The sequence below is a fragment of the Bdellovibrio sp. genome (genome assembly GCF_047637665.1).
GTDB lineage: Bacteria > Bdellovibrionota > Bdellovibrionia > Bdellovibrionales > Bdellovibrionaceae > Bdellovibrio.
The window spans coordinates 65,372-88,935 of record NZ_JBLJBT010000030.1; the positions used below are offsets into that span (position 1 = coordinate 65,372).

Below are 23,564 nucleotides of genomic sequence, written 5' to 3' on the forward strand. Positions count from 1 at the left end.
TAGGGACTATTCTTTCGCTTCTTTCGGCAGAGTCGATTGCTATGTCAAAAGCTCTAAACTTTGTTTCTCAAGCGGGTTCGAAAGTAGCGGGATTTTTCGGAAATGGATCATCTTCTTACAGTAGTTGTACGAGATGTGAATCCGCTTATTCGGGGGCGAAGCCTCCAACTGGTTCAGGTTTGCCGGCGTGGCAGTATCACTCCAAAGGAAAAGAATGGACCGCACACACGTTGGCGGCAATTGATCGAGAGGGGTTGGCTTACACGAATCCAAAAGACGCTGCAGTCTATTGTTCTAATTGGAAAAATATGACTCTACTGCAAAGACGATCTTTTTGGTTAAACTTCTCTTCAAAGCTCGCTGAGCAGGAAAGCGGCTTTAGATCGACCCAAACCTTTTTCGAAAGCAAAGGTGCTTCTTTCGGCAGTTCATCAAATGGGTTATTTAGTATGTCGGTGGGGGACTGTAGTAACTTACAAACCACTCAAGATACAATTACAGATTCAAAGAATATCAGTTGTGCGATCAAAACAATGAAGTCCTATCTCAACAAGCACGGCGGATACATTGGAACTGGAAGTAATAAGGGACTTGGGTACTATTGGCAACCCCTAAACGACAACCCTAAATACTATGTGGCCGAGACTCTTGCAAATAAGAGGGCATTGTTGAATTTCACGCGATCATTGCCGTATTGCCGCGGAACCACATCCGCGGAGTTTTCACTTCTGAGGGGTCTCATTCACGGATCATAGTGATCTTGTTATTGTCGTATTGAGCCTTTTCCGAACGTAGCTGTTCGCTACAGCGATAAATTCTCTTTTATGAAATCTTTGAACATCCAAAAAGGCATATAGAAGGATCGAAAGTTACACTTATAGCCCATGCGACCCCTAACCGTGGAGGCGACACCCCAAGCGACAAGCTGATCTTTATATTCGAAAAATGAAGGGCTTCCGGAATCACCAAAACAGGTGGATCCATACGTCGGTTGTTGCCTAAGAGAGACGCCTGATGTCTCTGAAACTCCATCAACATCTACGACGGCAGTTCTCAGGCGATTATCACTTTTTCCTGAAAGCTCGTCATTAATTCCATAGCCCAAGATTCTTACTGAATCGCCTGGTTCAAGAGGGATGGGGTCTAGAGAAATGGTAGCAGGGCTATAGCCAGCAGGTAGTCCTCCAGTAAATTGAATAACAGCAATATCTGAGGTATTCTGGGCTGAATTATATGCAGGATGTATTATGATGGTATTCGATTTGCGGGTATGTACCTCGGTTCTAAGATCCTCTAGATCTCTATTAAAAACAAGAGTGCTTTCTACGGAAACAAAATTGGTAGGATCAACACAATGGGCCGCAGTGATGACCGCGCTCTCAGATGCGATGACGGCTCCGCACTTGTTATAAAACCGTTCGCCTTTGCTATTTGTATGCGTCGAAAAAATGGCGATTGTGGACTTCCCAGCGAGATCTGCCTCGCTAACATATTCGCCACCAATCAAGGAAAAGGACTTTGGTGCTTCCATCAGAGCGGGTTGTTGTGAACAACCTGCCAAAAGAGTAAGTAAGCCCAAGGGTTTTAAGAACTTCATAGATCAACTCCATCAACAGGAACCTGTATATAGGGAAGAAGGACATTTTTCATCTCAAAAAGTGACATATCGGGGACGTTGGGACCTGACTGGTAAATAATATCTAGTTGACTATTTTGTCGACATTTCTAAACAAAACAGATCATAATTTAGGGAATATGTTTGAAAGATATCGCCTTGGACTCCACCCGCTTGCATCTTCTAGATCAGTTTATTTGCTATTTTTAACGGTCTTTTTATCTAAAAGCCTGGCATTGGCCTCACCTTGTGAGGATCAATGTCAGAAAAGCGCTGATGAGGCTCTCGCACAAGCCAGGGCCGATGCCGAAGAATATGGAGGTTATGCCCGGGGTTGGAGTATTGGGCAAATGCAGAGCTGTATTGAAATGTGCGAAGCAGAGCAACCCTTTCTCTCAAAAGACAATTCCAAGGAATCTCTTCCTGGCCCGGATGTGGTGCCGGATCCAGGGAAAGGTAATAAAACTCCTCCTGAAGGTGACAAATCCGCAACTCAGTCATGTACCGAGAATTTTGACACGGAAGTTTCTACCTGTGAGCAAGCGACGTTAAAAGCCGCTAAATCCTGTGATGAGAACAGCTCTGGTCTTAGCTCCGTGGCCAACATGGCCTCTCAAGCAACTCTCCTTGCTGGTCAAAAGGGTTCGATGGGTATTCAAGAAAGTTGTTCGAAAATGGCAAGCGTCGCTAAGGCGGCTAGTCTCGCCCTTATAAGTTACCGACAGCTTTGTTCTAGTGCGGTGAGTGTATGCGAATCAAAATGCTCAGTATCAGTTACTCCCAAATGTGGTAACAGCGGCTCGCAACGAGTGACTGATGCTCGATCAGCTATGGCGGGAAACGCTTCTTCATGTAAGTCATTCTCTGCAAAAATGGCAGAGGCGGCTGCGGCCGCGCAGAACTATGCGATGATGCACACCAACTCGCAGGCCTGCGCCAGCCTCACCAGCGGGACCGGAGCTCCGGGCGAAATCTGTAAGACGGATCCCGATTATCCAGGTTGTGCTCCACAGGAGAAAATGGACTGTACCAATCCTAAGATGGCCAGCAATAAGGTATGTATTTGTAGTAAGTCGCCGAGTAATCCGATTTGTACCTCACAACAAGAAAATACCGATAATCGTAGTCCTGTAATATCAGATAGGGGCAGCTCACCAGGAAAAGGGAAGTCATTCGCTGAAGACAGTAATATAAGCAGTAAAAGTAATTCTCTATCAGGAGGAGAAGGCGCCGCAAGTGCCTACGATGCTGTTGATGGGCGGCAGGGCGAGAGTTCTAACCTGAGCGGCGGCAACCTTACTTCAACAATGGAAAAACGTCTCAAAGAGAAGAGGGGCATTAAGGATCAATCTGTAACGGATGGATTCTATAGTTCTGGAGCCTCAGGTTCTTCCGCAGAAAAGCGGTATGAAAGTTTGAAACTAGAAAGTTCAGTCCAAGAAAAAGGATCACCGAAAGGTAAAGAAACTGGTGACGTAGATTTGCGTAAGTTTCTTCCGGGGACCTATAATCCCAATGGTTTCCGAGGAGTCGCTGGAGGAATTGAAAAAGTGGGTCCCGACGGAATTACTGGACCGCATGGAGATATCTGGGAAAAAATTAGAAACAGATATCAATCGCTGCGGGATTCGTTACAACCTTAGTGATTAAATCCCCTTGAGGAACTTTGTGTGATATTAAAAAAATTGGACAAACTTTCTGCCGATATCCAAATGGAAACTGAGAGTGACCTTGAGGAGATTGCCCATCTTTTAAAAAGCACGCCAATGTCGCGTTCAAACTAGTTTAATATAGAGAGGTATGTATGAAGTCTAATTTGGCATTACTTAACATGAAAGAATCTAGAGTCTTGGCGGTACCAATATTTGTTATTGGTGTTCTAGCTATTGTGACTGACCTGCAGTTTTCTCTCAAGGCATACCTTATGATCTGGTTCCTTTTTATTATGTCTAAAAGTGAACCAGTGGAGGCTGTTCAGGAGGGTTTCGCTCTGGGGTTGGACACTAAAGACTTAATTATTCTTAAAAGAGTTTATATGCTCAACAATGAGAAGTTTCACAAGAGACTATACTATTTCAATCGGTTCGGAACGTTTATGCTACTGGCTGGCGTTATTCTTCATGATGTCCTTGTGTATCTGAAAATTATAGATCCTGTGTAAGGATAACTATGTGGGCAGCGCTTGGCGGATCATCTTTGCTATTGAGATGAGTTTGCATTGAGGACTTAGCAGAAACTTAATGAAGCGCTCTTAATACGAAGGAACAGTCAGGCCCTGAGCTCGGACAAAGTCAAAATATAGATCCACTGCTGATTAAACGTTCTCTATGATCTTGGCCATCTTGAAAAATGGCCGTAAAAGTTAGATTACGGGGACTGATTTTCTGGAATAAATTTATTACCATCGCGAATAAATTTTAATGACGGGCTCGGAGAGCCGTAAGCTTTCCCATCAGATGTAATACGGATTTTCAGCATCTGCAGATTTCCTGTAAACTGTTTATCTTTCAATTTTGCTTCAACCTGATCAGCAGAGGCTCCGCTGATGAATGTTCTGATTTCATCAAGAGAAATTTGGTGATTTTGAGAGTTTGTATTTTGACCTGTTTTATTTACTGATTGCTTTCCTTTCCTTGCCTGCCCTGAACTGGATGACTCACCTGAGCGTGTAGCGCCTGAGCTTGCGATGTCAGCGGAAGCTTCGCTATACGGCACCGCAGTGCCTTCTGATCCTGGCATTCTTGGTTGTTGCTTTTTAATCGCTACTTCTTTTGAGGGGTTGGGGGCTTGCTGGTTACTCTGTTTGCTGCTGTTGAAATCAATTTTAACAACATTGGCGTTCGGATCGGCAGAATACTCTTCTATTGTTTCTAACTTTGTACCTGAGGAGTAGGTTGTTTTGCGTACATTTCCGCCCTGGACTTGTGAAGTAGGACTTCCCGCGACGGCATTTGGGATTACGGCGCCCATGACCGCATTTGAGAATGACTGCACTCTTGCGAATGTATTTGCCATCCCAGCTGCGACCTCCTGAATTGCGCCTTCCTGATTCGGTCCCGGCTCATAGGCCCTCGCGATTGTATCATTTGTCGGCGGGGCATTTAAAGGCTCTGTTCCTGGCAAGTTTGAAGTATCTACGTTGGCAATTGCTGCCTTTATGTCCTCCTTGGGATTAGATTCCCATGGAGGAGTGAATTGACAGTTCGGATCGCCTTTGGGACATTTCTTTCGTACATCTTTTTGAATAGTATTTTTTTGTAGCTCTTCGAGAGCTGATCCATCGCTATTCTCACATAATTTCAGTATTGCATCGACTTTTTGCTCTTCAGAAACGCCGCTATAATGCAAAAGTTCATGATAGAGCAGCATAGGCACCTTCTCATCTGATGGGAGTGGTAATTTTCCGTCATTCAAAGAAATTTGAATAGCTCTTGGTGAATTTTCAAGAAAGCGCATTGCAACGGGGGAATTCTTTTCCTCTCGACAAGAGAAAATCAAATTTTTGCTGGGGCCATCATCTATATCCGCCAGAATAGTTGAAAAGCCTGTTCCAATTCGTGTAAAATCCTTCTTAATTTCAGGGCTGATCGAAGATTTCGCATACTTCTCGGGGTTATCAAGGCAGTCTAATAAACCATCGCCGTTACTTTGAATAGCCAAATCTTCCGCAAATTTTTTCGAAATCTTCGCTTTGACAACACTTGGACAGCTTTCATCGAAAAGATTTTCAGAAATTGCATCACCGAGATCTTCAGCATCCTTCTCGCGTGTAATAACAGCGGCCACAGCTCTTATGGACTTAAATTGATCCGTACGAGATGAGCAATTTGCCATATTAAGCACCTCTTCCGAGGCATTCATTACTTTGGAGCGGGTAATCCACCCGCGAAGTGGTCGTAGACGGCCGTTCTCCTCGATATAATCAATATTTTGAGTAAGACCCGATAAAAATCTCTTTTGGCTAATGAATCTTTTCGAATTTATAGTACGAAGTAATATGATCCCGGAGCTATTAATATAAAGCTGGTCCCCTAGCTTTCGATCGCTTCTTTCTAAAATGGTAGTCCCACCTTGATCTTTAAAGACAATTCGATTCTTAGAAATATTCGAAATACCTCTGCCAGAACTTTTATGAAAGTAAGGGGCCTTTGCCAGAGTTTTTGGCGGGGATAACAAAAGGAACATTCCACAGATAAAAATTGGAATAGAATTTTTAAGATGGACCAAGGTCTAGCCTCGCTAAAGTTATTAAATATATTCTAGTTGATACTGTATCCTAATCGTATGAAAAAAAGAATAGTTCTCTTAATTTTTAGTGCCCTATTCGGACCAATTAATAGCTTTGGCGGGTGGGCGCGACTCGATGCATTTGCCACCATTGATCCAATCTATAAGCCGGACGCCTCCTCAACGCTTCTAGCACCAAACATGCCTCAAGTAGAATCTCAAGATTCCCTTGGTATTTGCTACGGTTTTAGCTCTGCAGCGGTTCTTCAGCAGCATTACTGTCAAAGAAAAAAATTGGATTGCGGTAAACTCGATCCGAAAAAGAAAATTTCTCCACTTCAGATGGCTGCATTTTCAACACCGGATAAAAATGGTTCACCTGTTGATATAGATACTTATGAGTCAATTGCGAATGGCGGCAGCGGTTTCGCGGCCCTTTTAACCGCCGTGGATCTTGTTGGATTTGGTCGGGCAGACTCTTGCTACCCATTTGATCAATTCGTAAGTAGATACGGCGATGATCCTAGAGTTACTGCCGCTTTGTTCGAGAAATTACGAGTGCAATTCAATCAAAATAAAACAGAAGGAACAACTTGTATTGAATGTCTCTCTCAGAATCTTTTAAAGGACTTTCAGATGAAAATTGAAAATTCCAAATTAGAAGAAGCTCTTGGAAAACACGATTTCGAACACTTCCTTTTTTCAATCTTCTTAAAAAACAGAATATCTGATCCGGTTGAGAAAGATTGCACTGACCTGATTAAATTTAGTTCAACTGCTACAGTTAAGATGTTTCCAGATGAAAAAGACAAAGTTGCGACGCAATCAGAGCTTATTGGTGTCATGAAAGAGATTTTAAAAAATGGGCGCGCCATTGAACTTGATGGAATTTGCCTTCAGAAAAGTAATGGAAAATGCACGGGCGCGCACACTGTGGCAATTGCGGGCTACAGAAAGGCTTGTAAAGCGAACGGTGAGTGTCGAGAGTCTTTCAAGGTGCACAATTCATGGGGACAAAGCTGGCAGAAAGAATACGATGATGGCTGGGTCGATGCTCAGACTCTGCTGAAAGAGACAGAACCACTTGAGGCAGGTGTTATTTCCTGGATCGAACCGAAAGAAAAAGGTAAATAGATGTCTTCAAGCCACCTAAAAATAATTCTACCTGTATTTTTGCTTTCGTTTCATTTGACGTCGGCCAAAACAAAGAAAGATACGAAACCACCTCCTCAGCCACCGGTAAACTCTCTGATAGATGGCCAATTTACCTTTTTTCTAAAAGACAAATACGAAATCTTCGACTCTATTGTCGAAAACAAACTGATTCTTTCTTCGTCATGTAAAAATAGAAAATGTGACGCCCGAGATAAGTCAAAGGTGCCGCTCGCCTATCCGGAAGTGAAAAGGTCAGGTATGTTCAGTCCAGGACCAGCGTATTGTGAAGCAATGAAGGGTAAACCTTTTATTGCCTTCAACAAGAAGGGTGAAACATTTGACTTTTGTCGCTTCCAAGACGGATCAATGCTGGACTCTTGGAGCGCCCTTTTTGTTCATTATCCCAAAAAAGTGATTAGATAGGATTCCAAGTGACGTTTAGAATATTTCCGACTTCTCTTGCTATTCTGACGCTGCTATTTTTTGGAGTCGACTATTTTCAGATGGTTTCATCAAACCACAGTTTTTCAAAAACAGAGATTCAGTTTAGGAAAGACTTGAATGTTTACTTATCGAAGACGACTCAAGGCTATTTGAACGATCAGAATGCAGATATCGCCTGTCGCAGCCTAAAAGAAGCATACAATAACGGGTACATCGCTTTTTTTATGATTCGCCATGAAAAGAACGGCGTTCTCTGCTTTGAAAACAAAGAACACGACGTATCAAAAATAAATCTGAGATACAAAATATTTGACGAGCTCGTATCCACACCAAAATCTGGCACCGCCTATCGAGCGACAGATATAGGTAGCTACTTGCTAGTAACGGGTTCCGTGAATGACTCTGATGAGCAAATTAAAGCCATGCAAGAAGCGCGGAATAAATATGCCTGGTACTACTTCTTAAAAGGCTTGGTTATCTTTGCCCTCGTTCTATATTTGGTATTGGCACCCTTATTTGGCTCAATCCGAAGCGTTTCAGAAAAAGGATTTATTTCCCAAAAATTACTCAGTTGGGCCAACAGGTTACTGAGATTCTCTGAGTTTGATACTTTAGCTCGGGCCAGTGAAGCGACATATTTTAAGCTTAAGGAAACAGAAGAAGAGCTGGCCTTGGTTTCATCTACGGTGACAAAAAAGCTGCTAGATGAGGTCAAGCAAAGCGGACATAAATTGCCAATAAATTTTGATGCAACCATATTGCGATTTGATCTGAATGACTATACAAAAACCTTTTTAAACACACACCCTGAAGATATGTTAGATCTGATGGTCCGATACGCAGCGATTTCTGACGAGCTCATAAATCGGCATGATGGTCTTGTGTATCAGTTTATCGGTGATGAGTTTGTTGTTGTGTTCAAAAACGACGACAAAAATATGCATAATCGAAATCTGCGCGCGACTTGTTGCATCCGTGATATCTTCAATTCTCTGGAGGATATCGGTGGCCCAAGAGCTTTCACACTAAAGGCATCTATATCTACCTCAAAGCTATGGTTCATGAAGCTGCCTTTTGGTTATTTTTATGCGGGCCTGGCACTCATAAAGTCTCAAAGAATGCTGAATGAAATAGCTGATAAAGATCGCAATCGCTTAATTGTTGAAAGTGCAATGACCGATGAGATAAAACAAATAGCAATTCTTAACAATGCTCAGAATGTTCTTTTCAAAGGTTTTTCAAGCAATGAAACGATCACTTTTGTCGACTCATTTTTCTCAGAAACTCCGACGGAATATCTACCCAAAACCGATCAGTGCATTGTGGAAATCATGAACTCTTTGCGCCAGACCCCGGATTCAGCAGAAAATCTAATAAAGACACTTCGATCATTCAAACCAGGATATGTTTCTGATGACGTTTTGCGGGCTTATGCTTCCACCTTACAGATCTATACCTCATTCGAGATAGGAACTAAATTTCCGACCGCAACTGAAACTTTCATGATGGTCGGCCGTACACTCATCCCCAAGGGGCAATGGACAATTGATTTAACCACGTCTATACTGGCAATCGAGGAGGGGGTATCACCGAGAATATACGCAAATGCAATTGAGACACTTCTGGAGAAGGTTCCCTTTGCGACCGTTGCATCATCAATAGAACTTTTAAAAAAGAAGATTCCCGATAATTACTATCGGTTGATGGGGAATGTACTGTCCGGAAGAATAAAACAGGAACCAAATAGGATTCTTTTAAAAGATCTTCTGGATCTTTTAAAATCAAATAATGAGCGGCTTGTCACGACTGGAATTTGGATTGCACGAGACAGCCTTCCCTTGGTGCTTCGGCAAAACCCCACAAAATTGAAAATATTTTCTGAATATAATAGGATTCTCGAATCCCTGAACAACCTGTTGTCAGTTCCCATTTATAATGAAAGTGCTCAATCAGCAATATTCGAAATCAGAAGAGCTGATACTTTCATTGAAGGTTAAAATGGCGAATAAATACCTTTGGGCTATTTTTATTACTGCTAAATTAAGGCACAATGTACAGGTCTCACTATTCGACAACGGCACACGGGTATCACTTAAAAATAAACTAAGACCTTGCTAACGACTCAGGCTGTAATCAATCGCCTTGCGCTTTTGACTTCCGGGACGAGACCTCGGCTCTAGCTGCTCATGGTGCGTTTACGATCAAAAAAATACTATGGTGAAGTTGGCAAGGGCCTTAAGAAACGGCCAACTTCATCATGAGGTTCATGGCGGGCCATGATCAAGAAATAAGAAGTCCGGCTTTTGGCCGGACTTCTGCGAGAAAGCTCTTCTTGGGTGGTCACATTAGTTCTGATTGAGAATGATTTCCCAATTACTAGTTTCAGCTGAGCGAAGGACGGCATCGAGCACTGCTGGATCGAGGTCTACGCTATTCACGACATGAGTTTCGATTTGGCGGTTGATGGAATTTTGGTATTTTATCTGAATTCCACCATTTTGCTGGAAGTTAATAATTTTAATATATTCAACCACTGGGCTAGAAAAATTGGCATTTTGTTTTGGCCTGACTCCGCCACCCGAGGTCGCCTCACCAGCAAAAGATGTTACTGAAAATAATGAAATAAGAAAAATTAATGTTTTCATCTTAGTGACCCTTTCCGAAAATATCGACAACAGTCATGGTGTCAGTAGCCATTACCGTCATGACTGGGATTTTACCTGGCTTTGATTTCATAATGTGAAGCACCTTTGCACGGGCTTCATGCACAAGCTCGATAATATCGCCAAATCCTTCTACGCTAACATTTTCTGAAATGTTGCAGAAGGAGTTGTGGATTGAGGTTGGTTTGTAAAAGTTGTCGATATTTTTAATGGCGTGCTGTTTTGCAACCTCTAAAGAAGTGGTGAAACTTTTTACTGCAGCGATGAGTATGCCATCGTTCTCAGATACGAGATCAAGATTTATTAATTGTTCTATAGCTGAATTGGCTCGAAGACCAATGAGATCAAGAAGGCTTTTGCGCGAAACTCCTCCGTGACCACTAGCTAGTTTAAAAACGAGATATGAATTGTAATCATTCATGAACTCGCCCGTATCCACAATTGCGGTTGACTCATTGAAGAAACTCTCTGTGATCATCGGAAAGTTTGACTTAAGATAGTCTGAGATCACGGGCGTCGTTTGTTCAAAATGATTCAGAGCTTTTAAGATACTTTTTTGCTCTGATATTGCTAAGAGAATCTTCATTGTATTGGTTTCTGTCGGAAGAACACCATCATTTTTAAGTCTTCTAATTGAGGATTCTCCAACACCACTCAATCTGGATAAAGCAGCGACAGATCTGGATGGTTGCTGAGAAATCCACCTTTCGACAAGCTGACTTAGTTGTACTTGCATATCAGTATTCACAATATCTCCTTTGTGATTGCCTGATCTTTCTACGTGTAAAAGGGGGAGGTCGCAATAGGGATGTAAACAATACCTAATTGCTAATTAAGATCTTGTATAATAATTTCACAGACTCCCTCCGGTCCGGCGGCGAGGCCTCCAATAAGAACAAGCACTTAGGCCACTGCCTGATGAAAGAAGGGCGCCGCGGCGGCGGTTTTGGGTCGTCGGGGACCCCTTTATTGATTTGAAGGGAGGAAATCGCGTAAACGCCCTGTCAACGTCACTTGATGAAGGAGTAATACGATGAAATCAAGACTTTTGTTCGATTTATCGCGTGGGCTGATGGCACTGACCATATTGGTGAGTATCTTTTATAGTCAGATCTCATTGGCAAATGAGATTCAAGCTCAGGAGAATCTAGAGTCTGAATTGCAAACCCATATTTACTATTGGGCTTTTCACGGCAACTTGAACAACGATCCAAAGTTGCTACAGGAACTGGTGGATTCAACAGCTGCGTTGAGTGAGGCTGTGGGTGTTGGGGGGTACAAGGAAATTAAAACCCTTATGGAAAGAGATGTCCATGCGCAGGGAGGACCTCAAGTTCTTTTATCTTTAAGGACAGCCCCTCTTCTAGAGAAGGCAATACAGTTGGGACAGTATGCGCCGGCAAATCGATTCTTGGATGTACTTGGTAGATTCAATCGTGAACTTGGGGAGGTCTCTGCAGCATTTGTGGATTACACTAAAGATCCACGGACAGGGCTGAGAGATGATTTGCTAGTGTCACCAGACTCCAGAATGAAATGTTTGCGATCTTGCGCCTCTGACTTTTTAGGTCTGCAAAATAATCAAATATTTCAGTTCATGGCAGGAGTGAGCAACAGGATGCCATCAGATCCTCGGCAGTTTACGCAAGACCGAGCACAACTTAATAAGGTGTTTCCCAATGATAATCGCAATCAGGCATCTCTATCAGCCAGCAATAAGTCTTATCGAGAACTTAGTTCAGACCAGAGCAATCATTGTGTGAGCGTGTGTATGAGGGAGGTTTCGTTTGAGATGTTGAAGTGGATGGTTCCCCTGGCGGGCACGGGATATCAGATTGGTGGTGGCTATGGAGCTTATGCTGGAGCAGCAGCCGGGGCGGCTATTGGCAGCGCCGTTGGCCTTGGTGTATGTTTAAATGGACCAGAATGCAGTAAAACGGCACAGAAGGAGCATCAAAACAAAGTAAAGGAACTTGAACTTCAAGAGCGGGAGCTTGTTCTTCGTGACAAAGAATTACGACTGAAAGAAGAAAAGCAAAGAGAGCAAGATCTGGTACGAGAAAACGCAAAAAAAGAAGCTGAAAAAAAGAAACAGCAGGAGTTGGAGATGGAGGCCAAAAAGAAGCAGGAAGAAGCCTCAAAGAAGAAGGTGGATGAGGAGAAGTCCAAAGAAAAAGACCGTGAAATTGAAAAAGGTGACTGGGCGGATCGTCAAAAGAATAAAGACGTAAAGACCGACTCCTCGGCCTCATGTGAGTCTACCAAAACCTGTGATGGTTCTATGATTGCCACCGTTATTCCTGAACACATGCGAGAGGATCAAAGCCATCGCCCACTTCAGGATGGCCATGGGAATATTCTTGGAGAGATGGATTTAACAAGTACGCCAACGCCGGGTCGTTTCAAAGAAGCTAAAAATGGCATTGCTCCAAAGAGTAATACATTTGATAATAAACCCAAAGATTGGACGCCTGGGGAGAAAACGGTTCTTCGTGATGGGACTGGCAAGATTATCTCAATTAGAGATATGACAAGCACGCCTATGCCGCGTTCAAACTAATTTTATTTAGAGAGGTATATATGAAAACTAACTTGGCCTTGGTTAATATTAAAGAGTCTAGATTTTTAGCGGGACTTCTAACTCTTGTTGGGATTCTTAATATAGTGACTGACTTACAGGTTTCTCTCAAGGGATACATTATAGTTTTTTTCCTTCTTATCTTATCAAAAAGTGAACCGGTGGAAGAAGTTCAGGATGGCTTGGTTGCATTGAACATGAGCGCGGACAAGGACTTAATTGCTATTAAAAGAGTTTATGTTTTTAACAATAAAAATTTTCACAAGAGATTGTACTATTTCAACCGTGCCGTGGTGTTTATACTGTTGGCTGGATTTATTCTTCATGATGTTCTTGTGTATCTGAAAATTATAGATCCTGTATAATAAAAAGTTCGAATTTTTCGGGACGGTTATTGAGGCATCAGCCAAGAAACCGCTCCTTCAAAAAAGGCTTATCTCTAAAAAGTATTTTGGGGCGAATCCACTGATCTTTTCTAGAATGAAGCTCGGAATATATTTTTATGAATTCCGAGGCCTTCTCATTTGTTATTTAAACGTTTTTTCGCAAAGTTTAACGATATCTGGATTGTTCACTGTCCTGTCCGAGCAGCCCCCGCACAAAGTGGGCTGAAGTTTAAGTCAACACCGCGTTTGAAGGTGACTGATTCTGTTCCCAGTGTTTTCTTCTCAGTTCTTGGGCTTTATGTCTAGCTCTTTCTCTTCGCTTCATTAGTTCGTGACGGCCTTGATGATGAACCGAGTTTGGTGAAAATCCTCCGTTTCCTTGATTGGGCCGGTGGAAGTTGTAGTCGTAGATCTTTGTACTGATCAGTCTGTAAGCCACCTCTTCATTTTCGTATTGCTCCTGAAGATAAATTTCCTCTCTCTTTAACGTGCCGATGACTCACTCTGTGCGTGCATTACCTGTGGGTCTACCGATCTCGCTGAGCCACAGCTTGAGCCCCTGGATCTCGTATTGTTCTTGGCATAGGCCTCAGTGTTAGCGCTGCTGTGATCCGCTAGAGCATCGTGCGGTAGAAAATCATGCGTTCTTTGGCAATAGCTTCGGTGACAACCGTCACCACTTCGTTCTGGGTGATTTTATGATAAAGTTCCCATGACAGGATTTTTCTTGAGTGCCAGTCGAGCAGCACCAGTAAAAACGTAAACTTGTCGTTCACATTGACCCACGTCCAATCCATACCCCAGATTAAATTGTTTCGCCAGGGCTCATGCAACAGCATGTCCTCTGGCGGGATCAAAATCTTCGCGGACTTTTGTTCAAACGGGTGATTCAATCCGTGCACTTTCATGATTTCAGTCACTCTGGTTTTACCTATGAATGCTTTTGCGTGCTTTTCTAAGTGGTAGGCAATCCTTCGGCAGTGCCAGTCTGGATTTTTCTTGCCAAGACGAACCACGGTTTTTTCTTCTTTGGGAGTGATCTTGTTCTTACCACCGCCACCACCGTGATTCTCTTTCAAACCATTTTCTTTCCACCGATAGTAAGGCCGAGGATGTGCTTCAAGAGTGTCACAGAGCTTTTTTGCCGAGTGATGCTTGATGTGTTCATCAACGAAGGCCGGATGGCCTCTCGTTGCGTCTTAGTTAAATGGCGACCGTACAGCGGCCCCTCTAAACCAAGCGACTCTTTTTTTATTGCAGCAAGTTCGATCGAAGTTTCTAGAAGAGCTTGCGCAAGTACTTCTTTTTCGGCTTTGAGTTCCGCAAGAGCTGGATCTTCTTTTTGCTTTGGACCGCGTTTGATGTCCTTTAGTCCCGCGATGCCGCTTTGAAGGAATTTCTGCTTCCACCATGAGAGCTGGGCTGGCGCAATGCCTTCCCGGCGGCACACAGCGCTTGCGCCCAGGCGCTCGGCTTCGAGCACGAGTTCCACCATTTTCTCCGCAGACCAAAACTCCGTGTTCCCAGTTCGAAAAAGACTGTGGGGTGCTAAAGAAACTTTTGCTGTTTCTTCATTCAAAATGCGCCGAGATGGAGTTTGCATTGAATCAGACCCGGGGGATGCTCGGTCTCATCAATGGAAAGCATCCCCCAAAGAGGTTTAACCTGGTATTTGTAACTTATTTAAATGTCGTCTCACAAAGTTTAACAATGTCGGGATTATTCAGGCTGCAATAGTCGGTCTCTTTGTAGTGCCCGCAAAGAATTTTCAGGTCTGACCTGAAGCTTTTTTTGTGCTCTTCATCTGGCAATGAGTCTACTGTCGCGATACCCATGGTAATAACTTTTTCTATGGAATCACTTCTACGGGTTGCTTCCGTATTCTTGCAGATCTCTTTAATATTATATCGATCATCGGGGTAATAGCTTACCCACAGGCCGGCAACATAACCTGATATTACGTCATGCCCGTGTTCGCAAATTTGAGAACGATCTTCTTTGTTAGGAGCCTCTTCGTTATCTTTGACGACACAATCATGAAAAACTCTGCAGTTTTCCCCTATTTTCATTGCGGCATTCATTTTTTTTGCGGCGATGGAAAGGCTGGAGGCATTCACGGCTTTCCAGCCTTCAGGGAGATTAGGTCCATAGATATATTGATAAAGCCAGTCGCCGAAATCTTCGTCGGCGATAGAGGCCCAGAGCTTTTTATTTTCTTCGGGAAGATCTATAAGGTCTTTGGATGTGCAGTATCTATAAGAAAGCTGCGGGGTGATTGGCTCCGTTTTTTGTTCATTTGGATTTCGGCTGCTTGGGTTGCACCCCAAGGCCGTCAAAATCATGGCAAGAAGGGTCAGTTTTAAAGAAATTACAGAGGTGCTTGGTTTATTTTCAGCATTTTTCATGTCTAGTCCTATTAGATAAACTTAAGTTTGTCGATTTGGCTATTTAGCAAGGAGTGCGCCAAGTAGTCTTAATTTGCCAATATTCGTAGGTTAAGATCCACGGCGCCTCGTACGCCATGACGTCGCTCCAGTTCGTCCAAGAGGGTGGCTTTAAGGTCTCTCGGTCCTCCTTTGCGCAGTCCTCCGTTCTTCTTTTAACGACAAAATAAAGCGATGCAATGCCGACGGCCCCAACAACCGTGATCGTTAAAACTGCGGGGTTTGACAGCGTCAGACCCAGGGTCGCAAGCTCGGTAGCCAGTGATTCTTTGATGCCCGGTGTGCGTAAGGCTACTGAAGCCGGAAGAACTGCCATGTTCACAATTTGTAGTCCATCATTGAGGCTTTTTAGATTGTTGCAGCTGATAACGGAATTGCTCAGGCCATAGTAGTAGTTTTGCTTCCCAGAAGAAATACAGCTCTCGAAGAGCAGGCTGCTGTCATCGGCATAAGAGAGCTGAGAAAATAGAACTGTCACTGTGGCTACAACGAATATTAGTAATTTCATGGTCATTATCCTTATTAAAAGAAGGTGTAGGTAATCTTTATTCTCATGTTTTCTAGAGGGAATGTTCCGCCGTGATCGCGTTTACCAATATACATTGTCGTTAGCGCCGCCGGTTGCGAGAATATAGGGGAGTATACAAGAGAATTAGCTTTGTCTTTTAGAAGCAGGCCCAAGATACCCTTCATGGATTCATCGCGGATGAGTTGTGATTCAATGACCTCAGAACCCATAAATTGATAAGAGGCTCCCCAGGCATATAGCCCATTGGATGTCTGGTAGGTGAACGGATGGAATGTTCCATGCGCGTCCTCAAGCTCTCCCGATCCGCTGTGGGATACTTCAATAAATGTCTTCTGAATCCCCTCTGAACCTTGAGTTGTTTCGGCGAATTGGGTTCTGTCGATTTCTATATTGGCAATACGCAGATTCTTTTGGTGATCGCCAAAAACGCTCTTATTTAAATACAGCTTTGTGGTGCCAACGACATTAAGTTCTCTCACTTGCTTTTCAGTCAAGTCGATGTAGACGGAATCTTTCTTTACGAACATGGAGGGGGAACCGCTATGGAATTTCGTATCAAGAGAAACCACCACTTTGTAGATGAAAGACATATAAAAGCTCTTTAAAAGATGAATCGATTCTTCGAGGGAGCCATTTGAAGACGCAAACGCCATTGTTTTTTCCTTTAGCAGTTCAAAGTGTGAAGATTCAGGTAGTGATTCCAGCGTGGTGTACTCATAAGCTTTGATGACTTCGTTGTGCACATAAAGTAGTCGTTCTTTTGACAAGTCCTGAATAGATTTAACCAGGTCACGTAAGGTCGAGTCCCCGAATTTTGCAAGACCGATATACTGGTCTTGCGTGGCTAGAGATAGTGCTATGGATTGCTCAATTAAAGCTGCTGACTTTGTAAGATCTTGGAAAATCTCTTGCATTGCCGAGTAGACCTCTGCGCGTTGTTTTACGATTTTTTCCAGCTCGGTAGTGACGGTTTGAAAGAGGGAATCTGATTTTCGGATCTTTTCGATCTCTTCTTGAAGTTCATTAGCTGGGACAATAGAGCCGGTAAGGCCCTTACTGATTTCGGTTATCTTTTCGTGTACAGGCCCCAGTTCTTTTTTTAGATTCTGGATATATTCAACTTTTTCCTGAAGATTTTTATTGTCCAGATTTGAAGTTCGCAGTTTATCAATAAATGAATCAAAGCTGATACGTGATTTTGTCAGATTGTCTTGTGAAAAAGCCTTTTCCCAATCGGACTTCGCTTTAGAGCCGTAAGCAATATAATCAGCTACACTGCCCGAAGTGGGAATATCAGAGATATATTCCATAACAGTTCCTGCCGCAGCCAGGGTGGGTTGTCCCGCGGGAATTACTTTGGCTAGAGAGGCTAAAACCTTGATGTTTTGTCTGATGGCGTCCCATTTGTGTTTTTGCGCGACATTTCTTTGGGCTTGTTCTTCGATTTGCCGATTGAGAGCTTGCAGAAGGCGATCATAGGCCTCTTCGCTGTTCTTTAAACTGAGGCGCATTCCTTCAAGTTCGTTGATCTTTGCGACTCTAATATTTTGTTTTTCAGATTCGGAATTAATCGTCTTGTTGTGTTCCTTCATAAGGGCAACCAACTGATCTCGAGTCAGTTGTTCTGATTTAAGAAGCGCAAGCACTTTTGTTGTAAGATAGTAATTTGTAAGAGCCATTTCGATTTCTGAATCAAACTGATTCAGGCTGAAATCCAAGGTGTATAGAGGGGCTTCTTTGTACGAGTGACCAAAATAGTCTTGTTGTAAGGTGATTCTGTTTAGGAGAAGAGCATAATGGGCATGTACTTCACTGTATTGAGTGGCGTAGATTGGGAAAAGGCTGCGCATTTCTTTTAAGTCTGCATCCAAAGTGTTTTTTACAAAGGAAAAGTCTTTTTCGATATATTTGTCTCGAATTAGCTTAAGACGACTTTTGTAAAAAGATTCGGTATGAGCCAAGGAAGTGATGATTTCGCTTTTAATAGTACCAGCAGGATTTACTTTTAAAGGAGTTCTTGGCGAGTTCGCTCCTTTGCCATCCCGAGTGGTTTTATTAGGAACAAGGACGTAGCGTGGGTCGGGTGTGTAGTTGTTTTGAACCGTCCACATGGCAGCATATTGGGGTTGTCCCGCTTTTCCGCCGAGGTAGTCTCCAGCGGGAGTTCCGGCGACGCCAGCGGCGACGTCCGCGATTTCTGACAGATTAAAGGTCATGATATCCGAATTATTTATGGACTTTGCTTGTATCAGAATTCTTCCACCGACTCCGCCGGGGCCAGGATGTCCCCCGGGGATTGCGTCTTCGCCGTCTGTCGGCCATTGTTTTGCTCCCCGTTCTGGCTTTGAGCCTCCGCCGACACAGTTCTTCATCCGAAGGGTCGTGACTTCATCATGGGTTTTAAGGATATCAGGATTGCAGCTAGGTGTTTCGAAGAGATTTTCCCTATAGACGACTCCGTAGGAGACGCCCCCTAACGCAACAGTTTCAAATGCAGGAATGCTGACGCCATCAATGCCATTTCTGCCTCCGCCTGCGGCTTGCCCCAAACCTCCTCTCGCAATCAATCTTTTTTTAGTTTGATCACCTTCGATAAGGATTTCATTTGCCACAATCTGGATTTGACTGCCAGGGAGACCCTCAATGCCGTCGTGGCCATTTAAACGTTGTCCAAGTGTTTCGTGAGTCGTATTTTTTTGTTTCGGGGTTGTTTCAATAACTCCATTTTCTTCGAAAATGATTTGCTCAGCGTTTAATACGACGTTGGTTTGTCTAAGTTTTAAGTGATTGCGAACAACGATTTTTTTTGCGTCGATAGTTAGCGAGTAGATCGAGTTTGCGATATTATTTTCTTCTGCAAGATCTTTATTGTAGCCTCTAAACGGATCTTGCGAAACATCAATCACCACCTCAGTTCCCGTTATTAAAATATTATTGGCCGTTCCATCCAAGATGTTGCCATTTAGGTTCACTTTGGATTTTTCCTTCGTGATGCTGACAGAGTTGTACTGGTCACGGCTCACAGATGATGGAGAAGTCGACATTGTGATGCCAAACTCAGACCCCAGACTCAATTGGGAAGGGCTATTTTGTTTGCCGCAAGAGACGAGAAGTGAAAGCACTGTGACTGATAAGATGGCAGTTCTTCGTTTGTCCATTTGGTCCTCCTGGGAACTCGTAATGGACAGGTTTTTAAAATAAATTTGTTTATATTGAAATGGCGTGACACATTTTTAATGTATTCGAGTCTTTTTTATAGAAAGGTGGATCATCTGACTTGTTGGGAAGTATAAAGATTTATATTGGGCAATATTTAATTATATTAAGATATAAATTAGGGGATGACCCTCCACCCATGAAGAGGGAGAGCCGCTTCCACTATTTTCCGCAAGTTGCTGTTACATCAAGATTGTAGGTCTGAAAAAGAATCCAATCTCTTTTCCATAAAATTGTCTCGATATCGGTGACTTTTCCATCAGTACATTGTGAGTGGAGCTTTTTTGAGACTCGGAATTTCTCAATGTATTCGTCTGCCATGGAAGTAAGATTAAGAACGGCAAATTTAGTGGATTCCACCTGAATTCTTTGTCCGCTGGTAGTTACTGAACCCCCAGAATGAGACTGAAGAGTTGTACAGTTTGATAGAAGGACTGTGATACATAACAAGAGTGCCGCACGCGATATTCGAGATGTTTTCATTGATTGATAAACTCCTTTGTGTTGACAACTTAGTTTTAAGACCTAGTTCTGTCAATTTCAAAGGCCCCTCGCAGAATCAGAGGCTCTCTCCGTACCTAGCAGTCAGGACTTTGGTTTGGGAGTAAGGTGTTTAGGCAAACTGCAACTCAAGTTCTTCGTTGTGCCCTGTTTTTGTATGCGGATCATAATGCCAGTATTTAATTAGTAACTTTCCATTGATCTCAACTATTGAAGTACATGCTCCGCTAATTGATTGAGATATGGAGGTGAGGTTGTTCTTTTGATCTAAAAGCCAAACTTTGAATCGGGGTTCATTATCAGTTGTATCCCACTGAGCCAGAGCGCAGAAGCGGCCATTTCCAAAGACTAAGCCAACATCTTGGAATTCATAGTCTTCAAGGTTGGGAACATAGGACCCATGCAAGGAAACCGAAGCCTTATTAAATGGGGAACCCATTCTGATTTCATGAATATTATGGAAGTTTAATTGATATGGGATCATAAAGGTATTTCCTCCAGAGCATTTCCTGCGCCCGTTCTTTGTGCTTGAGATAGTACTTCGTCAGCAGAGTAGTGTTTTGAAAGTCCTGTTGCTATTGTAACAGGTAAAGCTCTGAAAGTTTGCTTTTGTTTAAAATTATTATGCTTGCAACAGCAAGATGAGTTTGGAGGTAACTGTAACCCCCTAATCATTATCCCCCTGCTGAGTCGGAGGCGCTCTCAGCGCCAAGGCCGCAAGGACTTCGGTCTTTAAAAGAAACGCCACTTCACGAACGTCGGCGTGAACAGCGCAGATCTCGACTTTACGATCGAGAGTTGTCGTGGCTTTACAGAGAATCGGATTGCTGGCTTCGACTTGTTCTTGCAAAGAACCCTTTTCTTGAGCTGCTCGCACAGAGGCTAAAGCCTGATCGATCGCCGCGATCATTTTTTGCGCAACTTCAGGACGTCCAGAATGAATCAAAAGATCATCCAAGCCGTAAGCGACCTGATTGGAAAAACTTCCAGTGAAGACAGCTTTGAAGGCTTGTAGTTCTGCTTCAGCAGCGGGCAAAGAAAGTCCTGAATAAAGATGTTCAACATCCTTCGGACAATTGTCTTCTGTGCAGTCTTTATGACGTCCTAGAGGACGCCCAAGCTTTCCATCCTTCAGCTTTTCAATATGAGCTAAGGCATCCGTCAGAGCGTTGATCGACTCTTTGAGGCTTTTGTAGCGAGTTCCGTCAATCAAGGTTTTTGTGAAATTATCTTTTTCTAATGACCATTTCGCTTGAAGGTCTTGTGCTTTAACCTCTACGTCCGAGATCAGCTCTTGCGCCCAAAGACAGCGATGAAGTTTTTTTTGTAAAAGAGGGCGGGCATTCCATTCGGCCATCTTGGGGTTTGCGCGAGGATTGCAAGTGCTCTTGTAGGACTTTTCAAAAAGAAGATACTCGATCGCAGAAAGCCCTCGTACGTTGAAAACCAGTTGAGCGCTACTGACCGGGGTCTGAGAATTCTCCAAAACCTTCTGATCAATTCCGCAAGTGTTCAAATAAGGCCAGGAATAGACAAAGTCGTTTAAGACACGTCCGTTGTCCATCAAGGGTCCCAGTGGAAGGGCTGCGACCTGATGGAAGGCCAGCATGGTGCGTTCCCAATCCAGACGAGCTTGAGTTTCTTCTCGGGTGGCGGAGCCTCCTGAAGACAAGGCTTCGCAGTATTGACGTAAAGAGTTTTTCAGAACCGGGACTTGCGCGTTGAAGCTCTCAACGGAGCGGGCAATGACATTGGTTCCAATGTTGATCAGCATTTTTTGTTCTGAGAAAGGCCCTTCATTGGGTTTTTGAAACTCAGAGGGAAGTGAACCTCCGCCCTGTTGAGGAGTGTTGACCTCTGTCGGCGTGTTGCGAGTGGATTTTTCGGTTTTAAAGAAGTCAGTACAAGAAACGGTCAGCAGGCACGTTGCCAGGACGGCTGAGACTTTGATGATAAGGGCTTTTTCTTGCATAGGACCTCACTTTCCAAAGGCCTTTGTGCCTGAAAAGGGTCTTTTTTGACAAGTATTCCCCTTGAGGGGGGCATAATTGAAAACGCATTGAGGATGGAACACAAGGATGTGGGGGGAAACCTGATTTTATGCTATGAAGCAGGCATGTTGGAACTGCCCGAAAACTGGTCCCGTTTGCAAAAGTTGCTGTTTCAGTTTGATGAGCCCACCTCTCGGCTTTATCACGTCAATATTCTTTCCAGTCTTTTGCTGGTGATCGTGGTGATGTGGCTGGTGGGACGAAAGCAGAAACACTCTTTTTCTTTTCTGCTAAGAAGATGGGTTTTGCGCAAACGCTACTGGTGGAACCATTCAAGTAAGCAAGATTATTGGATCTACTTTTTCAACGCTGTTTTGAAAAGCTTTCTTTTGGTCCCTCTGTTTGAGGGTAGTTTCCAGGTCTCACAGATCGTCATTCGATTTTTGGTCCGTTTTAATCATGGAGATCTTCTCAACATCCCAAGCAGTGACGCCAAAATTATTTTATTCACTTTTGCGGTTTTTGTCTGGGATGATTTTCTTCGGTTTTTCAATCACTGGCTGATGCACAAGATTCCGGTTCTTTGGGAGTTTCACAAGCTTCATCACAGCGCCCGGGTTTTAACTCCGATCACTCTTTATCGAGCTCATCCTGTGGAGTCGTTTTTCGCGGTTCTTCGTAATAGTTTGAGCCTGGGAGTGGCTCTCGGGGTTTTCATATTCATCTTTGGTTCCAGCTTTTCTTTGTGGACCTTGATGGGGATTAACGGTTTTGGTTTTCTTTTTAATCTTGTCGGAGCGAATCTCCGCCATAGCCAGATCCCGCTGGGCTTTGGCGCTGTTGAAAGAATTCTTATCAGTCCCATTCAGCATCAGGTGCATCACTCTAAAGACCCACGTCACTATGATAAGAATTTCGGAGTCAGTCTCGCTATCTGGGATGGTCTCTTCGGGTCGTTGGTTTTCTCCAAAGACGTGAGTAAACTCAGTTATGGTCTGACGGAACGATTTCGAATTTCATTGTGGTCTCACTACAAGGCTCCGCTTCAGACTTTGATAGAGCGGATCAGTCTCCAGGTGAGACTATTGCTATCAAGAAATGATTAAGAAAATCCGAGGCGCGACCGATAAGCTCGTATATGAATACCGGTACGTTCCTTTGGGCTCTTCTTTTATGCCTTATTGCGGGGATCGCAGAAGCTTCCCCGGGTTCGTTGACTTATCAAGGACGCATCGTTAAATCCGACGGCAAACCGCTTGAATATGGCGGAGTCTCATTCCTCTTTGATATTACCAGTCCCGACGGAAGCTGTGTTATCTACCGGGAACAATCGCAAGTAAAAGATATGACGAACTCTAATGGGGTTTTCGACGTCCCGATCGGGGCCGGATCTTTTTCAGTGAAGTTTCCGCAGACGGGTTCTTTTAGTCTGATTGATGCTTTTAACAACAAGGCGACATCTTTTAATTGTCGAGGACTTGATGATGCGACCGTTGGAGGAACATGGTCTCCGAGTGTCGATTCCATTCGTAAACTTCGCGTGCGATTCTGGGATGGAAACGGATGGCAGTTAGTGGATACTGACATGGAGATTCGTTCGGTCCCGTTTTCTCATTACGCACAAAGTGCTGAGCGTGCCGAAAAGGTCGGGTCTTATAAGGCCCAGGATCTTTTGGTGAAGAGTCAGCTTCCACAAAGTTCCGGAGCGCCGCAGGCCTGTGCTGCGGGACAAGTGCTTTCCTTTGATGGAACAAACTTTATTTGTGTGACCGATCAGATGGGAGTCAGTGGAGGGGGAATTCAGTCTTTGTCTGG

The 23,564-nt window shown here is 43.6% G+C and carries 21 protein-coding genes and 1 pseudogene; 10 read left to right on the forward strand and 12 right to left on the reverse strand.

Annotated features, from left to right (window positions below; genetic code table 11):
* The first annotated feature begins 41 nt into the window (after positions 1–41).
* Complete coding sequence (locus ACM64D_RS10530; RefSeq protein WP_415063174.1) at positions 42–755, forward strand: hypothetical protein; 714 nt, start codon at positions 42–44, stop codon at positions 753–755.
* 47 nt (positions 756–802) lie between these two features.
* Here ACM64D_RS10530 and ACM64D_RS10535 read toward each other — a convergent pair whose 3' ends face one another.
* Positions 803–1,597 (reverse strand): S1 family peptidase, encoded by a 795-nt coding sequence (locus ACM64D_RS10535; protein ID WP_415063175.1) that lies wholly within the window; start codon positions 1,595–1,597, stop codon positions 803–805.
* 107 nt (positions 1,598–1,704) lie between these two features.
* Between ACM64D_RS10535 and ACM64D_RS10540 the strand changes: the two genes are divergently transcribed.
* Positions 1,705–3,258: a hypothetical protein gene (locus tag ACM64D_RS10540; protein ID WP_415063176.1), complete on the forward strand. Its 1,554-nt coding sequence runs from the start codon at positions 1,705–1,707 to the stop codon at positions 3,256–3,258.
* Between the two features lie 161 nt (positions 3,259–3,419).
* The gene (locus ACM64D_RS10545) at positions 3,420–3,776 is read left to right on the forward strand and encodes a hypothetical protein (protein ID WP_415063177.1); all 357 of its coding nucleotides are present in this window, start codon (positions 3,420–3,422) and stop codon (positions 3,774–3,776) included.
* Positions 3,777–3,982: 206 nt separating this feature from the next.
* Here the strand turns inward: ACM64D_RS10545 and ACM64D_RS10550 are convergent, their stop codons facing one another.
* Positions 3,983–5,842, reverse strand: coding sequence for a hypothetical protein (locus ACM64D_RS10550; RefSeq protein ID WP_415063178.1), 1,860 nt, complete (start codon positions 5,840–5,842; stop codon positions 3,983–3,985).
* Positions 5,843–5,899: 57 nt separating this feature from the next.
* Here ACM64D_RS10550 and ACM64D_RS10555 point away from each other — a divergent pair, with 57 nt between their 5' ends.
* The 3 genes from ACM64D_RS10555 (at position 5,900) to ACM64D_RS10565 (ending at position 9,438) form a co-directional block, all read left to right on the forward strand.
* On the forward strand, positions 5,900–6,976 hold the full coding sequence (locus tag ACM64D_RS10555) for a hypothetical protein (RefSeq protein WP_415063179.1): 1,077 nt from the start codon (positions 5,900–5,902) through the stop codon (positions 6,974–6,976).
* A gap of 279 nt (positions 6,977–7,255) precedes the next feature.
* On the forward strand, positions 7,256–7,420 hold the full coding sequence (locus tag ACM64D_RS10560; RefSeq protein WP_415063194.1) for a DUF333 domain-containing protein: 165 nt from the start codon (positions 7,256–7,258) through the stop codon (positions 7,418–7,420).
* An 8-nt stretch (positions 7,421–7,428) separates the two neighbouring features.
* On the forward strand, positions 7,429–9,438 hold the full coding sequence (locus ACM64D_RS10565; protein WP_415063180.1) for a hypothetical protein: 2,010 nt from the start codon (positions 7,429–7,431) through the stop codon (positions 9,436–9,438).
* A gap of 348 nt (positions 9,439–9,786) precedes the next feature.
* On the opposite strand, the gene ACM64D_RS10570 is transcribed toward ACM64D_RS10565, so the two are convergent.
* Together ACM64D_RS10570 and ACM64D_RS10575 are read right to left on the reverse strand one after the other, a co-directional pair.
* Complete coding sequence (locus tag ACM64D_RS10570; protein WP_415063181.1) at positions 9,787–10,086, reverse strand: hypothetical protein; 300 nt, start codon at positions 10,084–10,086, stop codon at positions 9,787–9,789.
* Between the two features lies 1 nt (position 10,087).
* The gene (locus tag ACM64D_RS10575; RefSeq protein WP_415063182.1) at positions 10,088–10,852 is read right to left on the reverse strand and encodes a hypothetical protein; all 765 of its coding nucleotides are present in this window, start codon (positions 10,850–10,852) and stop codon (positions 10,088–10,090) included.
* 285 nt (positions 10,853–11,137) lie between these two features.
* Here ACM64D_RS10575 and ACM64D_RS10580 point away from each other — a divergent pair, with 285 nt between their 5' ends.
* Both ACM64D_RS10580 and ACM64D_RS10585 read left to right on the forward strand, forming a co-directional pair.
* A complete protein-coding gene (locus ACM64D_RS10580) occupies positions 11,138–12,664 on the forward strand; it encodes a hypothetical protein (RefSeq protein WP_415063183.1) in 1,527 nt (508 codons plus the stop codon).
* A gap of 20 nt (positions 12,665–12,684) precedes the next feature.
* On the forward strand, positions 12,685–13,047 hold the full coding sequence (locus ACM64D_RS10585) for a hypothetical protein (protein ID WP_415063184.1): 363 nt from the start codon (positions 12,685–12,687) through the stop codon (positions 13,045–13,047).
* A gap of 635 nt (positions 13,048–13,682) precedes the next feature.
* Here ACM64D_RS10585 and ACM64D_RS10590 read toward each other — a convergent pair.
* The 8 genes from ACM64D_RS10590 to ACM64D_RS10625 all read right to left on the reverse strand — a co-directional run bounded on the left by ACM64D_RS10590 (position 13,683) and on the right by ACM64D_RS10625 (position 21,730).
* Positions 13,683–14,147: a hypothetical protein gene (locus tag ACM64D_RS10590; RefSeq protein ID WP_415063185.1), complete on the reverse strand. Its 465-nt coding sequence runs from the start codon at positions 14,145–14,147 to the stop codon at positions 13,683–13,685.
* Entirely contained in the window at positions 14,144–14,671 is a 528-nt protein-coding gene (locus tag ACM64D_RS10595; RefSeq protein ID WP_415063186.1) for a helix-turn-helix domain-containing protein, read from the reverse strand. Before ACM64D_RS10595 ends, ACM64D_RS10590 begins: the two co-directional genes overlap by 4 nt.
* Positions 14,672–14,747: 76 nt before the next feature.
* The gene (locus ACM64D_RS10600) at positions 14,748–15,473 is read right to left on the reverse strand and encodes a hypothetical protein (protein ID WP_415063187.1); all 726 of its coding nucleotides are present in this window, start codon (positions 15,471–15,473) and stop codon (positions 14,748–14,750) included.
* A gap of 43 nt (positions 15,474–15,516) precedes the next feature.
* Positions 15,517–16,020, reverse strand: a complete 504-nt coding sequence (locus ACM64D_RS10605; RefSeq protein ID WP_415063188.1) for a hypothetical protein — start codon at positions 16,018–16,020, stop codon at positions 15,517–15,519.
* A 14-nt stretch (positions 16,021–16,034) separates the two neighbouring features.
* The gene (locus ACM64D_RS10610; RefSeq protein WP_415063189.1) at positions 16,035–19,199 is read right to left on the reverse strand and encodes a hypothetical protein; all 3,165 of its coding nucleotides are present in this window, start codon (positions 19,197–19,199) and stop codon (positions 16,035–16,037) included.
* A 220-nt stretch (positions 19,200–19,419) separates the two neighbouring features.
* The gene (locus ACM64D_RS10615; protein WP_415063190.1) at positions 19,420–19,740 is read right to left on the reverse strand and encodes a hypothetical protein; all 321 of its coding nucleotides are present in this window, start codon (positions 19,738–19,740) and stop codon (positions 19,420–19,422) included.
* A gap of 130 nt (positions 19,741–19,870) precedes the next feature.
* Positions 19,871–20,242: a hypothetical protein gene (locus ACM64D_RS10620; protein WP_415063191.1), complete on the reverse strand. Its 372-nt coding sequence runs from the start codon at positions 20,240–20,242 to the stop codon at positions 19,871–19,873.
* Positions 20,243–20,425: 183 nt separating this feature from the next.
* Positions 20,426–21,730, reverse strand: a complete 1,305-nt coding sequence (locus ACM64D_RS10625; RefSeq protein ID WP_415063192.1) for an imelysin family protein — start codon at positions 21,728–21,730, stop codon at positions 20,426–20,428.
* A 144-nt stretch (positions 21,731–21,874) separates the two neighbouring features.
* Between ACM64D_RS10625 and ACM64D_RS10630 the strand changes: the two genes are divergently transcribed.
* Together ACM64D_RS10630 and ACM64D_RS10635 are read left to right on the forward strand one after the other, a co-directional pair.
* On the forward strand, positions 21,875–22,855 hold the full coding sequence (locus ACM64D_RS10630) for a sterol desaturase family protein (protein ID WP_415063193.1): 981 nt from the start codon (positions 21,875–21,877) through the stop codon (positions 22,853–22,855).
* A gap of 32 nt (positions 22,856–22,887) precedes the next feature.
* Positions 22,888–23,564: pseudogene (locus ACM64D_RS10635) on the forward strand (tail fiber domain-containing protein); the annotation flags it as partial.